At 70.1% G+C, this 14178-nt stretch carries 11 protein-coding genes; 7 read left to right on the top strand and 4 right to left on the bottom strand.

Features of this window, described 5'->3' with window-relative positions:
• The first annotated feature begins 11 nt into the window (after nucleotides 1-11).
• Nucleotides 12-788, top strand: a complete 777-nt coding sequence (gene ybgF / locus ACOMD9_RS00810) for a tol-pal system protein YbgF (RefSeq protein ID WP_421411564.1) — start codon at nucleotides 12-14, stop codon at nucleotides 786-788.
• A gap of 18 nt (nucleotides 789-806) precedes the next feature.
• Nucleotides 807-1568, top strand: coding sequence for a YciK family oxidoreductase (locus ACOMD9_RS00805; protein WP_421411562.1), 762 nt, complete (start codon nucleotides 807-809; stop codon nucleotides 1566-1568).
• 10 nt (nucleotides 1569-1578) lie between these two features.
• Here ACOMD9_RS00805 and ACOMD9_RS00800 read toward each other — a convergent pair whose 3' ends face one another.
• The 3 genes from ACOMD9_RS00800 to ubiG all read right to left on the bottom strand — a co-directional run bounded on the left by ACOMD9_RS00800 (nucleotide 1579) and on the right by ubiG (nucleotide 3923).
• Nucleotides 1579-2391 (bottom strand): hypothetical protein, encoded by an 813-nt coding sequence (locus tag ACOMD9_RS00800; RefSeq protein WP_421411560.1) that lies wholly within the window; start codon nucleotides 2389-2391, stop codon nucleotides 1579-1581.
• A 141-nt stretch (nucleotides 2392-2532) separates the two neighbouring features.
• Nucleotides 2533-3201 carry an HAD-IA family hydrolase gene (locus ACOMD9_RS00795; protein ID WP_421411558.1) on the bottom strand — a complete coding sequence of 223 codons (669 nt, stop codon included), beginning with the start codon at nucleotides 3199-3201 and terminating at the stop codon, nucleotides 2533-2535.
• A complete protein-coding gene (gene ubiG / locus ACOMD9_RS00790) occupies nucleotides 3198-3923 on the bottom strand; it encodes a bifunctional 2-polyprenyl-6-hydroxyphenol methylase/3-demethylubiquinol 3-O-methyltransferase UbiG (RefSeq protein WP_421411556.1) in 726 nt (241 codons plus the stop codon). The genes ACOMD9_RS00795 and ubiG overlap by 4 nt, the downstream gene beginning before the upstream one ends.
• A gap of 238 nt (nucleotides 3924-4161) precedes the next feature.
• Between ubiG and galU the strand changes: the two genes are divergently transcribed.
• Both galU and ACOMD9_RS00780 read left to right on the top strand, forming a co-directional pair.
• Nucleotides 4162-5052: a UTP--glucose-1-phosphate uridylyltransferase GalU gene (galU, locus tag ACOMD9_RS00785; protein WP_421411554.1), complete on the top strand. Its 891-nt coding sequence runs from the start codon at nucleotides 4162-4164 to the stop codon at nucleotides 5050-5052.
• Between the two features lie 5 nt (nucleotides 5053-5057).
• On the top strand, nucleotides 5058-6353 hold the full coding sequence (locus ACOMD9_RS00780; RefSeq protein ID WP_421411552.1) for a nucleotide sugar dehydrogenase: 1296 nt from the start codon (nucleotides 5058-5060) through the stop codon (nucleotides 6351-6353).
• Between the two features lie 97 nt (nucleotides 6354-6450).
• Here the strand turns inward: ACOMD9_RS00780 and ACOMD9_RS00775 are convergent, their stop codons facing one another.
• Nucleotides 6451-7029, bottom strand: coding sequence for a superoxide dismutase (locus ACOMD9_RS00775; protein WP_421411551.1), 579 nt, complete (start codon nucleotides 7027-7029; stop codon nucleotides 6451-6453).
• A 282-nt stretch (nucleotides 7030-7311) separates the two neighbouring features.
• On the opposite strand from ACOMD9_RS00775, the gene ACOMD9_RS00770 reads away from it, so the two are divergent.
• The 3 genes from ACOMD9_RS00770 (at nucleotide 7312) to tamB (ending at nucleotide 14174) form a co-directional block, all read left to right on the top strand.
• On the top strand, nucleotides 7312-8223 hold the full coding sequence (locus ACOMD9_RS00770; RefSeq protein ID WP_421411550.1) for a hypothetical protein: 912 nt from the start codon (nucleotides 7312-7314) through the stop codon (nucleotides 8221-8223).
• A 72-nt stretch (nucleotides 8224-8295) separates the two neighbouring features.
• Nucleotides 8296-10149, top strand: coding sequence for an autotransporter assembly complex protein TamA (tamA, locus tag ACOMD9_RS00765; protein ID WP_421411931.1), 1854 nt, complete (start codon nucleotides 8296-8298; stop codon nucleotides 10147-10149).
• On the top strand, nucleotides 10149-14174 hold the full coding sequence (tamB, locus tag ACOMD9_RS00760; protein WP_421411548.1) for an autotransporter assembly complex protein TamB: 4026 nt from the start codon (nucleotides 10149-10151) through the stop codon (nucleotides 14172-14174). The genes tamA and tamB overlap by 1 nt, the downstream gene beginning before the upstream one ends.
• The last annotated feature ends 4 nt before the right edge of the window (nucleotides 14175-14178 follow it).

The raw sequence follows: 14178 nt of genomic DNA, 5'->3' as shown, positions 1-14178 counted from the left end.
TGGAGACACGCATGAAACACGGTCTTAAGGGACTGTGCGGCGCGGGAGCCCTGGTGCTCCCGCTGTCCGTATGGCTCCCGGCAATGGCGCAGCAGCCGGTGGTCGAGGACCTCACCGGCCAGCGGAGCTCCTTCTACCAGCAGGCAGAAACCCGCGAGGAAGCGGGGGGCAGCCTGGTGATCTTCAACCAGGTCCAGCAGCACGACGAGGAGATACGTCAGTTGCGGGGCCAGGTCGAGGAGTTGCGCCACCAGCTCGATCAGCTGCGGCGTCAGAGCCGCGAACAGTACCTGGACCTCGAGGAGCGACTGGCTTCCGGCAGCGCCGGGATGGAGATGGATGCCTCCACCCAGGTCGACGACGAGGCCGCTCGCGAGGTGGTCCGGGCGCCCTCGCCCAGCGGTGCCAGTGCCGATGCCCAGGCGGCCTACCAGGCGGCCTTCGCCCGGGTCCAGTCCCGGGAGTTCGGCGAGGCGATCAATGCCTTCAATCGCTTCGTGGTCGACCACCCGGGCAATACCCTGACGGCCAATGCCTGGTACTGGCTCGGTGAGCTGCACTCGGCGGAGGGTTCGCTCGACGAGGCCGAGGGCGCCTTCCATACCGTCCTCGACGACTTCCCGCAGAGCAGCAAGGTGCCCGATGCCCTCTACAAGCTGGGCCTCCTCAAGGCGCGCCAGGGGGAACCCGCCGAGAGCCGCGAATTGCTCGAGCGCCTGCTCGAGGAGTATCCCGAGACCAGCGCCGCGGGACTCGCCAATGACTTCCTGCGCCAGTCGGGCAGCTGATTTCCCCAAGGAGCACCGATGACCTGCAAGATCGACTACCAGGCCCCCGCCGACCTCCTCAAGAACCGCAATATCCTGGTCACCGGTGCCGGCGACGGCATCGGGCGTGCCGCTGCGCTGGCCTTTGCCCGACACGGTGCCACGGTGATACTGCTCGGCCGTACCATCTCCAAGCTGGAGAAGGTCTACGACGAGATAGAGGCAGCGGGGGGGCCGCAGCCGGCGATCTTCCCGCTGAACTTCGAGGGGGCCACCCTCAAGGACTACCACGACATGGCCGAGACCCTGGATCGGGAGTTCGGCCGTCTGGACGGTCTCCTGCACAACGCCGGGCTGCTCGGACGCATCACTCCCTTCGAGCAGTACAACCCGGAGCTGTGGGAACAGGTGATGCAGGTCAACTTCAACGGCCCGATCTGGATGACCCAGGCGCTGCTGCCGGCGCTGAAGTATTCGGCCGACGCCTCGATCATCTTCACCTCCTCTTCGGTGGGCCGCAAGGGACGCGCCTACTGGGGGGCCTATGCGGTCTCCAAGTTCGCCACCGAGGGCTTCGTCGAAGTGCTGGCCGACGAGGTGGAGCACCTGGGCAACATCCGGGTGAACACCCTCAACCCCGGCGCCACCCGCACCCGGATGCGCAAGACCGCCTATCCCGGCGAGGATCCCGCCACCCTGCGAACCCCCGAGGAGATCATGCCTACCTACCTGTGGCTGATGGGCCCGGAGAGTCGCGGCCACAACGGCGAGAAATTCGACGCCCAGCCGCCCCGGGCCTGAACGAGCGCCATCAGGGGAGGTCGGGGCCCCCGGGTGGCCAGGTGAGCCGTCCCCGGGAGCCCGCCTCCTGGATGTTCCGGCCGCCCATGCCCGGCAGGGGGTCTCCCCGGGCGGCCCCGGCCTGGAAGGCCACGATGCCCGCCGGGACGACATCGGGGTCGACATGCTCACGGATGATGGAGACGTCTTCGCTACTGATCAGGCCGGCCTGGTCGCTGACCGGGCCGAGGTGGGCGACCAGGCGACCCTCGTGTTGCCAGCAGCGCTGTGGCACATGCGAGACCCGCCAGGTCCGTCCCTGCCAGCATGCGCGGCTGGCGTGCTCGAGTTGCAGTGCCTCGAGGGGGGGCAACGCCGTGAAGAGCCGGCTGTTGAGGACGACACCGGTCCGCCCGAGGCGCACACCCCCATGGTAGTCCCCCTGCTTCAGGGCCTTGATCACGCGCCTGCGTCCCTGCTCGGACTGCAGGGTGCCGATACCGCACAGGTGCAGGATGTCGTCATCGATCTGCTTGACCACCCAGACCTCGATCGGCGCTCCCCACAGCCGTTGGCGCAGCGAAGCGAGCCCTGCGCGCGCTTTCGCCCCGTGAGCCGCGAGCCACTGGCGCACGGCAGTGCGTCGCGTTCGCTGCGCGAGGCCGGGCACGCGCCGAGGCACGGCTTCCTCGCCTGTCGTCGGGTCGGGGGGATCGTGCCAGGCAAAGGAGGCCTCGCAATCGATGCAGCGATAGGTGCGAGGGCGTCTGGCCAGGCGCCTCCAGAGGGCGCGCCGGTTCCTGACGACGCCGTAGCTGTGGCAGTACGGGCAACGCTTCCTCATGACCTGTACCTTGGCGTGCCGGATGCGGGAGGGGGCGCGACAGGTCACCCTGAAGGGATGAAGGGTCGTCCTCACAGTGTCGTCGCCCGGGCGCCACTCCGCCAGGTCTGAACGGGACCGCGCCACCCGGCCGGGGGCGCCTCAGTGTCCGGTCAGTGCCGCCACCAGTGCCTCGCCGCTCTCGAACCACAGGTCGGCGGGCCAGGTGCGGTAGTCGTCGTGCTCCTCGATATAACCGTAGCCCACCGCCACGGCGGCCATCCCGGCCGCTCGCGCCGCCTGGATGTCCCGCAGGTGGTCGCCGATGTACCAGCAGTCGGCCGGCGAGGCCCCGAGGCGACGGGCGGCTTCCCAGAGCGGTTCGGGGGCAGGCTTCTTGACCGGCAGGTCGTCGGCGCAGAGCAGGGCGCCCGGCGTCAGCCCGAGCGCCTCGATCAGCGGTTCGGCATAGGCGCGTGGCTTGTTGGTGACGATGCCCCAGGGACGTGCCCGGGCTTCCCAGTCGGCCAGCAGGCGGTCGAGCGGGGGAAATACCCGGCTCTCCACCGCGATGGCCTCGCCGTAGGCCTCCAGCAGGAAGTCGCGAGCCTCGTCGTGCCCCTCGGCCTCCCTGGCCAGGCCCAGCGCGAGGGTGACCAGGGCGCTTCCCCCGTTGGAGACCTGGGCACGGATCACCGGATAGGCCAGCGGCGCGAGCCCGTGGTGGGTGCGCAGCGCATTGGTGGCCCGGGCCAGGTCGGGCGCCGTATCCACCAGGGTGCCATCCAGGTCGAAGAGCAGGGCGCCGGGGCGCACGGGAAACGTGCTCACGTGAGCTCCCTTCGGCAGTGCATCAGGTAGTTGACCGAGACATCGCTGCTGGAGAGGCGATAGCGGCGGGTCAGGGGGTTGTAGACCAGGCCGCTCTGCTCGCGCACCTCGAGGCCTGCCTCGCGGCACCAGCCGGCGAGCTCCGATGGGCGGATGAACCTGGCGTAGTCGTGGGTACCGCGGGGCAGCAGGCGCAGCAGGTACTCGGCGCCGAGGATCGCCAGCGCATAGGCCTTGGGGTTGCGGTTCAGGGTGGAGAAGAAGACCTGGCCGCCGGGCTTGACGAGCCGGGCGCAGGCGGCCACGACCGATGCCGGGTCGGGCACGTGCTCGAGCATCTCCAGGCAGGTGACCACATCGAAGTCGCCGGGCTGCTCCTCGGCCAGGGCCTCGACGCTCACATGGCGGTATGCCACCTCGACGCCGCTCTCGGCGGCGTGCAGGCGTGCCACGGCCAGGGGAGCCTCGCCCAGGTCGATGCCGGTGACGACGGCGCCGCGGTGGGCCATGGCCTCGGCGAGGATGCCGCCGCCGCAGCCCACATCGACCACCCGCCGGCTGGCCAGCCCGGCACGTGCATCGATGAAGTCGAGGCGCAGCGGATTGATGTCGTGCAACGGCTTGAACTCGCTCTCCGGGTCCCACCAGCGTTCGGCCAGGGCCTCGAACTTGGCGATCTCGCCGGGATCGACGTTACCCGCTTCCGTGTGACTTGCGCTCATCGGAGCTCTCCGTTCTGGAATCCACAGACATGAACCCACTCAAGGTTAAGTTGTTGCCGAGCCGACACGGTGGCAGGTCGGTGCTCGTTCGGTATCATGGCGTATTCTACCCGTTCCCGAGGGCGCATTCCCATGATCTGCCCCCGGGAGAGGGATGTCACCGGCGCGTCTCATCCGCTGGCAAGGTCACACATCGACATCCAGAGACGACGATTACTCACAGGACAAGGACTGCACCATGATCAACAAGGCTGTGCTTCCCGTTGCCGGCTTCGGCACCCGTTGCCTGCCGGCCTCCAAGGCGATTCCCAAGGAGATGATCACCATCGTCGATCGACCGGTGATCCAGTACGTGGTGGAAGAGGCGGTGGCCGCCGGCATTCGCGACATCGTGCTGGTGACCCACGGCAGCAAGAGCGCCATCGAGAACCACTTCGACAAGCACTTCGAGCTCGAGGCCAGCCTCGAGGCCAAGGGCAAGCATGAACTCCTCGAGGAGTTGCGCTCCGTCGTGCCCGGTGACGTCAACATCATCAGCGTACGCCAGTCCGAGCCGCTTGGGCTGGGCCATGCGGTGCTCTGCGCCCGGCCGGTGGTGGGCGACCACGAGCCCTTCGCGGTGCTGCTGCCCGACGTGCTGGTCGATTGCGAGGGGCTCGAGCGCAACGACCTCGCCGGCATGCTCGACGCCTACGAGCGCACCCGGCGCTCCCAGCTGATGGTCGAGGAGGTGCCCCACGAGCTGGTCCACAAGTACGGTATCGTGGATACCGGCGGTGAAGTGCCCGGACCGGGCGAGTCGCGCCCGCTGGCTGGCGTCGTCGAGAAGCCGGCCGTCGAGGACGCCCCCTCCGACCTGGCCGTCATCGGCCGCTACGTGCTGACGGGCAGGATCTTCCCGCTGCTCGCCGAGACCCCGCCGGGTGCCGGCAACGAGATCCAGCTCACCGATGCCATCGAGAGCCTGCGGCAGGCCGAGGGGGTCGATGCCTGGCGAATGCGCGGCAGGACCTATGACTGCGGGCACCAGCTGGGTTATCTGGAGGCCATCCTGGCCTATGGGCGCCGGCATCCGCGCTACGGCCAGGGTTTCCGCGAGCTGCTCGCGCGTTACGCCACCGAGGAGTGAATCCCATGCGGGTATTGATCCATGGCAGCGAGCTGTCTGCCGTCACCGCCGCCGCGGCCCTCTCCTGGGTCGGCCACCAGGTCACCTGGGTGCCCCATGCCAGTGCCCCCTGGGAGCAGCTCTCCCGCGCCGACTGGCTCAACCGCGAACCCCAGCTCAGCATGCAGCTAGAGGCCAGTCGGGGGCGAGGCAGCCTGCGGCTGGTGGAACCCGCCGGGCTGCAGGCCGCCGACGGCGAGGGTATCGAACTGCTCTGGCTGGCCCTGTCACCCGAGCAGCGAGGCGACCTGGCCGGCCCGCTCGCCATGCTGGCCGAGCGGGCCGTCGATGGCCTGGTGCTGGTCAACAACTCCACCTTCCCGGTGGGCGAGACCGAACGGCTCGAAGCGATGCTCGAGGGGCGCGGGGTGGCGGTGGCGTTGCCCGACCTGCTGGAGGAGGGGCGGGGCTGGGAGACCTTCACCCGCCCCGGGCGCTGGCTGCTGGGCTGCGACGATGACGCGGCCGAGGCCCGGGTCAGGGAGCTGCTGCGTGCCTTCAATCGTCGCAGCGAGGTCTTCCAGCGCATGCCCAGGCGTGCCGCCGAGCTGACCAAGCTGGCGATCAACGGCATGCTGGCCACCCGCATCAGCTACATGAACGAGATCGCCGGCCTGGCCGACAGCCTGGGCGTGGATGTCGAGTTCGTGCGTCGCGGCATGGGCGCCGACTCGCGCATCGGCTACGAGTACCTCTATCCCGGCTGCGGCTTCGGGGGGCCCAACTTCTCCCGCGACCTGATGCGGCTGGCCGATGTGCAGTCGGCCAGCGGCCGGCACTCGGCGCTGCTCGAACAGGTGCTCGACATCAACGAGCACAAGAAGGAGACGCTGTTCCGCAAGCTCTGGACCCACTTCCATGGTCGCCTCCAGGGGCGCACCGTGGCGGTCTGGGGCGCGGCCTTCAAGCCCGGCACGGCGCGCATCGACCACGCCCCGGTGCTGACGCTGCTGCGGTCGCTGTGGGCCCAGGGCGTGAAGGTGCGACTGCATGACCCCGCCGCCATCCATGCGCTGCAGGCCGAGGTCGGTGAGCATCCGCTGCTCGAGCTGTTCGACACCGACCCCTACACCGCCTGCGAGGGGGCCGACGCCCTGATGCTGGTCACCGAGTGGAAGGAGTACTGGAACCCGGACTGGCCGCGCCTCGCGGGGCTGCTCGGCGAGAAGCTGCTGCTCGACGGACGCAACATCTACGACCCGGCGTGGGTGGCGGCGCAAGGCATGCACTATCGGGGCATCGGTCGACGAGCGGATCCCTGAGGGCGCCTCGTGCCGCAGCCCTCGACGACGAACGCGAACGACCCCGCCGATGGCGGGGTCGTTCGTATCGACGGGGTGACGCCGGGGCGTCAGGCCCTCAGCTGAAGTTCTCGGCCACGAAATCCCAGTTGATCAGGGCCCACACGCTCTCCATGTACTTCGGGCGAGCGTTGCGGTAATCGATGTAGTAGGCGTGCTCCCACACATCGATGGTCAGCAGCGGGGTCTGGCCATGGGCGATGGGGGTGTCGGCATTGCTGGTGTTGACGATGTCGACACCGCCGTCATCGGTCTTGATCAGCCAGGTCCAGCCCGAGCCGAAGTTGCCGACGGCGTTGGCGTTGAAGGTCTCCTTGAACTTGTCGAAGGAGCCGAACTTGGCATTGATGGCGTCCGCCAGGGCGCCGCTGGGCTCGCCGCCGCCCCTGGGGGACAGGCAGTGCCAGTAGAAGGTGTGGTTCCAGACCTGCGCCGCCTGGTTGAACAGCCCGCCGGAGGAGGACTTGATGATCTCTTCCAGGGACTTGTCGGCGTTCTCGGTGCCCTCGACCAGCTCGTTGAGCTTGGTGACATAGGCCTGGTGGTGCTTGCCGTAGTGGTACTCGAGCGTCTCGGCGGAGATGTGCGGTTCCAGCGCGTTCTTCTCGTACGGCAGAGCGGGAAGTTCAAATGCCATTCAGGGACTCTCCTTTGTCGTCACGGTGATGAAACAGCGCCCAATGGTGAAGGATTCATCGCCACGGCTTCAAGGGGCGGCCTCGAGGGCGTTGGCCGGAGCCCGTGCGTTTGGGGTGAAAAAAACCTTACACTATGAAAACGCTGTGCAACTATTGTCGCGGCATGATAGCACCCGGGTCGGAAGGCGCCAATTCCGATTGTCAGGCTCGGGTTTCATCGCAGGACCGTCCTGCCTGCCCTGTCCAGGCAGGCCTCATCGCTCGAGAGTAAGGAGTTCGCCATGGCAGAGCGCCCGGATGACCGCCGGCATGCGCGACCGATCGTACCGGACCCGGATTCCAGCCTGGCACCGCACCGCCTGCGTCATCCCCCACCCCCGCGAGTCTGGCCGTTGTGGCTGCTGGTCCTGGTGCTGGCCGCCGCCCTGGGTACCCTGGCCTGGGCGGGCTGGGAGGAGCGCCTGCGGTTCGAGCGTGAGCTGGGCAGGCTGGGTGGCGAGGTCTCCAATGTCCATGCCCGCTTCGACGCCGAGGAGGGGCGCGGCGAGGCCCTGGAACGCCTGGACTCCCGTCTCGATGCCCTGGAGGCCCGCGACGAGGAGATCGGCGATCGACTGTCGAGCCAGGAGGAGAGTGGGGCGGCGAGGTTCTCGGCCATCGACGAGCGCATCGACGACTTGCAGGAGGGGGTGGGGCGGATCGACGAGGAGGCCGAGACCCGCGATGCCGTGCTGGCCGCCACCCGGCGCTCGCTGGATGCCCTGGAACGGGCCGGCGAGGAGGGGCGGGCGGCCCTGGGAGAGCGTATCGAGGCGTTGAATGCTGGCCGCGAGCGCCACGCCGAACGCCTCGACGGCCTGGATGACAGGCTGGCCTCGCTGGAGGCCGAGGCGGGGCAGGGCGAGGCGTTGACCCGGCTGGAGGCCGCCCATGAGCAGCTGGCGAGTGCCCATGGCGAGCTCGAGGAACGCCTGACCCGCGAGGAGCGACAGTTGCAGGAGCGGCTGGACGCGTTGTCCGCGCGGCTGGCGGGACTCACCGACGAGGTTGAAGCCGCGGCGGCATCACGGGATGATGAAGCGGCGCGCACCGATGCCATGGCGGGCAGGTTGAGCGCGCTCGAGGCCGAGATCGGCGAGCTGCGTCGCTCCCAGCTCGCCCTGAGTGCTCGGCTGGAGGCGCTGCAGCGCTGAGGCAACGGAACGCGCGAATGCCAAGCTAGGGAAGCCGTTGATATGTGGAATCGCGTGTTCACACGCCTGGGCATGGCGGCAGTGTGCCTTGGCTTGACGCAGGGGGCGATCGCCATCGAGGCGCGCATCGACGGCGTGGAAGGGAATGTCGCGGACAATGTCCGTTACTACCTGGATGGCCTCGACACGGCGCTGTACAGTCGCTCCAGGGTCGAGAGCGAAGTGCAGCGACGCACCCGTGAGGCGCTCCGGGTCCATGGTTACTACGAGCCCCGGGTGACCCTCCGGCTCGCCGAGGGCGACCCGCCCGAGCACGTGGAGCTGATGATCGAGCCCGGCCCGCGGGTACGGATCGAGGTCCTCGATATCCGTCTCGACGGCGATGCCGCCGAGGATCCCCGGTTCCGGGAGGCCGTCGCGGCCTTTCCGCTGGCCGTGGGCGACCCCCTGGTGCACGCTCCCTACGACCGGCTGCGCAGCCGCCTGGCCAATCTCTCGCTGGAGCGGGGCTACTTCGACTGGCGCTTCGTCGACCGGCGCATGGAGGTGCGGCCCCACGCCGAGAGCGCCAGGCTCTACCTGGCCCTGGACAGCGGCCCTCGCCACCGCTTCGGCGATGTCACCATCGAGGGCAGCCATATCGCGGAAGCGCGCCTGCGGCGCATGCTGCCGTTCTCCCCCGGGGACCCCTACCTGGCCGGCGAGCTCGCTCGCTACAACCAGCGCCTGGGCGAGACGGGCTGGTTCGGCTCCATCGCCGTGCGGCCGCGCCTCGGCGAGGCGGCGAGCCTTGCCCTGCCGGCGCCGCGTCTGGGTTTCTGGAACGAGCTGGACGTGGCCGACGGCCAGCTCGCCACGCAGGCCCCCTCGGCCGGGCCAAGGCCTGGAGAGCCGCGGCTCTCGGCGTTGGCGCTCGAGGGCGTCTCGGCCCTGCAACGCGCCGAGCGGCGCCCCGAGGTGCCCATCGATGTCAGCGTGACGCCGGCCGACCGCCACAAGTTCGAGATCGGCCTGGGCTATGCCACCGACGTGGGGCCGCGCACCCGTTTCGCCTGGAACCAGCCCTGGATCAATCGCTACGGCCACGGCCTTGACCACGGCCTCTTCCTCTCCGCTCCCGAACAGCGCTTCACCGGCACCTACACGATGCCGCTGGCGAACCCGCTGCGCGACAGCTACCGCTTCCAGTACGGCTTTCGCCACCGTGACAACGAGGACACCCGCTCCCTCGAGGCGACCCTGGAGGCCGCCCGGCGCTGGGAGTTCGAGAATCGCTGGGTGCAGACGATCTATGTCCGTACCACCTACGAGGACTTCACCCAGGGCGGCGAGGAAGCGCAGGTGGTGATTCTCTACCCGGGGATCAGCTGGTCGCGTACCCGGACCCGCAACCCCACCTTCCCGAGCTGGGGCGACCGGCAGAGCCTGGCCTTCGAGGTCTCTGACGACATCTGGGGTTCCGACGCCGACTTCCTGCGCATGACCGGGGAGACCCAGTGGATCCGCATGTTCGGTGACGACACCCGCTTCGTCACCCGGCTCGGGCTCGGCGCCATCGAGACCGACGACTTCGACAAGGTGCCGCCCTCGCTGCGCTTCTTCGCCGGCGGCGACCGCAGCGTTCGCGGCTATGCCTACGAGAGCCTGGCCCCGCGCAACGAGGAGGGACGCCTGGTCGGCGGCCAGCAGCTGTTCACCGCCAGCGCCGAACTGCAGCGCCGACTCACCGGGGCCTGGTGGGGGGCGGCCTTCGTCGACACCGGCGATGCCTTCGCGGAGTGGGGGCCGGACGCCCTCAACACCGGTGCCGGCCTGGGCGTGCGCTGGGTCTCCCCGGTCGGCCCGATACGGTTCGACGTCGCTCACCCCTTCGATGACGAGGACGATTCGTGGCGCATTCATTTCGCCATCGGCCCGGAGTTCTGATGGCCCGGCGCCTGATCTGGGCACTCCTCCGCCTGTCGATCCTGCTCCCGCTCTGGCTCCTCGGCATGGCCGTGCTGGCCCTGGGCCTGGCGCTCTCGCCCTGGGGAACGGGGCTGCTGCTCGAGGAGGGGGCCAAGCGCGGCTACTATCGGCTCGAGGCTGCCGAGGGGGCCCCGCTCGATACCCTGGTGCTGCACGGGCTGCGCCTGGAGGCCGGGCCGGTCGGCCTGGCCGCCGAGCGTATCGAGCTGGCCTGGGCCGAGGACTGCCTGCTCGCCGGGCGGCTCTGTCTCGACACCCTGGCGGTGGAGGGAGCGCGCATCCGCCTGGCCGCAGGCGAGGAAGCGTCCGACGAGGCAGGCGAGCGTGAACCGGGGAGCCTGCCCGATACGGTCTCGCTGCCGTTCCCCGTGGAGATCCGCGCCCTCGAGCTGCTCGATGTCGAGGTGCAGCTGGCCGACGGCACCCGGGTGACCTGGGCGCACTTCAGGACCGGGGCGGTGGCCGCGGCGGACACCCTGACCCTGCTGCCGACCCGCCTGACCGGTGCGCGGCTCCTGCTGCCGCTCTCGCCGGGGGCCCGCCTCGCCCTCAGCGAGGCCGAGCACGAGGGGCCGCGGCTCGACGCCGAGGCGATCGATGCCGCCCTGGCGGTACGCTCCCCGTTGCCGGCGACGGCCGCCGCCGAGCTGGAGGGGCTGGCCAGCCTGCCGCTCGAGGAGCGGCCCCGGCGGGAGCTGCCCGAGGTGCACCTGCCGCTGCGCCTGGAGGTGCCGGAGCTGCGGGTGGAGGATTTCGCCGTCGGCGGCCCGCTGGACTATGGGGTCAGGCGCCTGGATCTGAGCCTGACCGCCGAGGGCAGTCGGGTCGAGATCGCCCCGCTGGAGGTGACGACGCCGGATACCGACGCCCGGCTGGAGGCGAGGATCGAGTTGCGGGACGACTACCCCCTGGAGGCCCGGCTCGAGGCCTCGCTCTGGCTGCCCGAGGTGATGCCCGAGCTCGCGGGGGAGCGCGTCGAGCTGACACTGGACGGTGACCTGGGTGCGCTGGGCGTGCAGCTGGGGCTCTCCGGGCCGGTCACCGCCGATCTGGATGCCCGCCTGGACCTGCTGGACCCGACCCTGCCATTCACCGCCGCGCTGTCCAGCGACCTGGTCCAGTGGCCCCTCCCCGGGGCGACCTCCGTGCAGGCGGGGGCCGGGACAGCGGCGCCGGGCACTGCCGTCGCGACGACGGACCCCTACCTGGTGGAGGACCTCGACCTGCGCCTGGAGGGCAGCCTGCTGGCCTATCGGGTTGCCGCCTCGCTGATGGCGGAGGGGCCCGAGATCCCCTACACCCGCGTGGCCCTGACCGGTACCGGCGATGTCGAGCACTTCGCCTGGACGCCACTTTCGCTGAGTCTCGGTCGCGCCTCGGTGGTCAGCCGCGGCCGGGCCGACTGGGCCGAGGCGCTCGCCGTCGAGGCGGTGGTACGCCTGGACAACCTCGACCCGGGCGATTTCGTCGACGGCATCGCCGGGCGACTCGATGGCGACGCCGAGCTGGGCTTCTCCCGGTCGCCGACGGGCTGGCACCTGCGCCTTCCCCGGCTGGCCATCGACGGCGAGCTGCAGGAACTGCCGATGTCACTGCGTGCGAGCCTCGCCGGCGACAGCGACATGCGCTGGCGGGTCGATGCCCTGGACTTTCGCCAGGGCGAGAATCGGCTGACGGCGGCCGGCCGGGTCAGCGAACCGGCTATCGACCTCGCCGGCGAGATCGCCCTGCCGGCCCTGGCCAGCCTGCATGATGACCTCTCGGGCAGCCTGGCCGGCGAGTTCAGTGCCTCGGGCAGCCTGGCATCGCCGCAACTCGACCTGGATCTCGGCGGTGAGGCGCTGCGCTTCGCCGAGCATCGACTCGAGCGGCTGCGCCTGGCCGGTCGTGTCGTGGGGATCGAGGATCCGGAAATCGACCTGCGCCTGGATATCGAGCGACTCGACGCCGCCGGCCAGCGGTTCAGCGAGATCGGCGTGGCCCTCGACGGCCGGCTCTCCGACCATCGCCTGACCCTGGATGCCACCGCCGGCCGGGGCATGCCCCTCTCCCGGGCCGCCCTGGCGCTGGAGGGCGCCATGGGCAGCGACCGCGATCGCTATGCCGGACGGCTGACCTCGGCGGAGGCCGATACCGACCATGGCGACATCCGCCTGGCCGAGGCCGTGGCCTTCGAGGCCGACCTGCCGGCCGGGCGCGTGCGCGTCCAGCCCTTCTGCCTGGGGCGTGAGCAGGGGGGCGCGCTGTGCCTCGAGGAGACCCTGCAGGCCTCGGCGGATGACGGCCGGGCGGTGCTGGCGATACGTCGATTGCCGATGTCGCTGATCGAGGAGTGGGTGCCCGAGGACTGGGAGCTCGGGGGCGCCACCGATGCCGGACTGGTCGCCGAGTGGCGCCAGGGCGGTGCCGGCTGGCAGGGCGAGATGACCCTGGCCACCGAGCTGTCGGTGCGGGGACTCGACGCCTATGGGCAGCCCTGGGAGCTACCCGCCTCGCGGCTCTCGCTGGATCTGGAGGCCGACCAGTCCAGCGCCGACCTCGACCTGGTGCTGAGCATCGCCGAGGCCGGGGACCTGCGCCTGGTGCTGCGCATCGATGACCCTGCCGGCAGTGGCGCCCTGGACGGCCGACTGACCCTCGACGACTTCCGGCTGTCGCGCTATCGCACCCTGGTGGCCGGGATGGACACCCTCGAGGGCGTACTGGAAGGGGACGTGCGCGTCGGCGGCAACCGCGATGCGCCGGTACTCGACGGCAACATCGGCCTCACCGGCCTCCGGGTGATCGGCGGCGAGGTCCCCCTGGCGGTACGCGATGGCGAACTGGCGGTACGCCTGAGCGGCGACCAGGGGCGGATCAGCGGCTTCGTCGCCGCCGACGAGGGCCGGCTGGAGATCGACGGTGAGGCCGCCTGGCCGAGTCCCGACGACTGGCGCATCGACGTGGACCTGGATGCCCGTGAGCAGCCGCTGCTGGCGGTATTGCCGGCGTTCGGCCGGTTGCGGGCCGCCCCGGACCTGCAGGTACGGGTCCGGCCGGATCGCCTGCAGGTGCGTGGCCAGGTACAGGTGCCCTGGGCGCGGCTCGAGGTGGGCGAGATGCCGGCGTCGGCGGTGACCCCGAGCCCCGACGAGGTGATCATCACCCGTCGCGACGAGATCCGCGACCGCCGTCGGGCCGAGCGGGCCGCCGAACAGGGCGAGCCGGAGGGCGGCGAGTCGGCGGCTCGGGCCCTTGCCGAGGCCGGCATGGCAGTGGACGTGCAGATCGACCTGCGGCTCGGGCCCGACATGCAGCTCCTGGCCTACGGGCTGGAGTCGGGACTGGCCGGCACCCTCGAGGTGCGCCAGCAGAACGGCCCGGTACAGCTGTTCGGCGACGTCAACCTGGTCGATGGTCGTTTCCGCGCCTATGGCCAGGACCTGCTGATCCGCCGGGGCGTACTGCTGTTCAGCGGCCCGCCCGACCAGCCGTTGCTCAACTTCGAGGCGATCCGCAACCCCGAGGCGACCCAGGACGAGGTGATCGCCGGCCTGCGGGTCACCGGCAGTGCCGCCGAACCCCGGTTACGGGTATTCTCCGAGCCGGCCATGGACGAGGCCCGGGCGCTCTCCTACCTGCTGCGAGGCCGTCCCCCCGAGGATGGCGATGCCGGGGGCGCCCTGGCCTCGGCGCTGCTGGGCCTGACCATCGGGCGGACCGGCGGGGCGGTGGGGGCCATCGGCGAGGCCTTCGGCATCGACGACCTCGCCCTGGAGACCGCGGGGGTCGGCGACCAGAGCCAGGTGCGGGTGAGCGGCCAGCTCACCGAGGACCTGCGGGTCAGCTACGGGGTCGGGGTCTTCTCGCCGATCGCCGAGCTGACGCTGCGTTACACCCTGTGGCGGAACCTCTACCTGGAGGCGGTGTCCGGTGCCGCACAGGCGGTGGATCTCGTCTATACCTTCAGCCGGCCGGGCAAGCCACCCGGGCCCGGCGATTGACCGC

This window comes from Halomonas terrestris, assembly GCF_049166755.1.
Classification (GTDB): Bacteria; Pseudomonadota; Gammaproteobacteria; order Pseudomonadales; family Halomonadaceae; genus Halomonas.
Note: the sequence above shows the minus strand (reverse complement) of the source record. Positions and strands in the feature narration are given on the sequence as shown.

What these genes read in the sequence shown, in the direction of transcription:
- ybgF (WP_421411564.1), top strand. Translation starts at nt 12, where the DNA reads ATGAAACACGGTCTTAAGGGACTGTGCGGCGCGGGAGCCCTGGTGCTC.
- ACOMD9_RS00805 (WP_421411562.1), top strand. Translation starts at nt 807, where the DNA reads ATGACCTGCAAGATCGACTACCAGGCCCCCGCCGACCTCCTCAAGAAC.
- ACOMD9_RS00800 (WP_421411560.1), bottom strand. Translation starts at nt 2,391, where the DNA reads ATGAGGAAGCGTTGCCCGTACTGCCACAGCTACGGCGTCGTCAGGAAC.
- ubiG (WP_421411556.1), bottom strand. Translation starts at nt 3,923, where the DNA reads ATGAGCGCAAGTCACACGGAAGCGGGTAACGTCGATCCCGGCGAGATC.
- galU (WP_421411554.1), top strand. Translation starts at nt 4,162, where the DNA reads ATGATCAACAAGGCTGTGCTTCCCGTTGCCGGCTTCGGCACCCGTTGC.
- ACOMD9_RS00780 (WP_421411552.1), top strand. Translation starts at nt 5,058, where the DNA reads ATGCGGGTATTGATCCATGGCAGCGAGCTGTCTGCCGTCACCGCCGCC.
- ACOMD9_RS00775 (WP_421411551.1), bottom strand. Translation starts at nt 7,029, where the DNA reads ATGGCATTTGAACTTCCCGCTCTGCCGTACGAGAAGAACGCGCTGGAA.
- ACOMD9_RS00770 (WP_421411550.1), top strand. Translation starts at nt 7,312, where the DNA reads ATGGCAGAGCGCCCGGATGACCGCCGGCATGCGCGACCGATCGTACCG.
- tamA (WP_421411931.1), top strand. Translation starts at nt 8,296, where the DNA reads ATGGCGGCAGTGTGCCTTGGCTTGACGCAGGGGGCGATCGCCATCGAG.
- tamB (WP_421411548.1), top strand. Translation starts at nt 10,149, where the DNA reads ATGGCCCGGCGCCTGATCTGGGCACTCCTCCGCCTGTCGATCCTGCTC.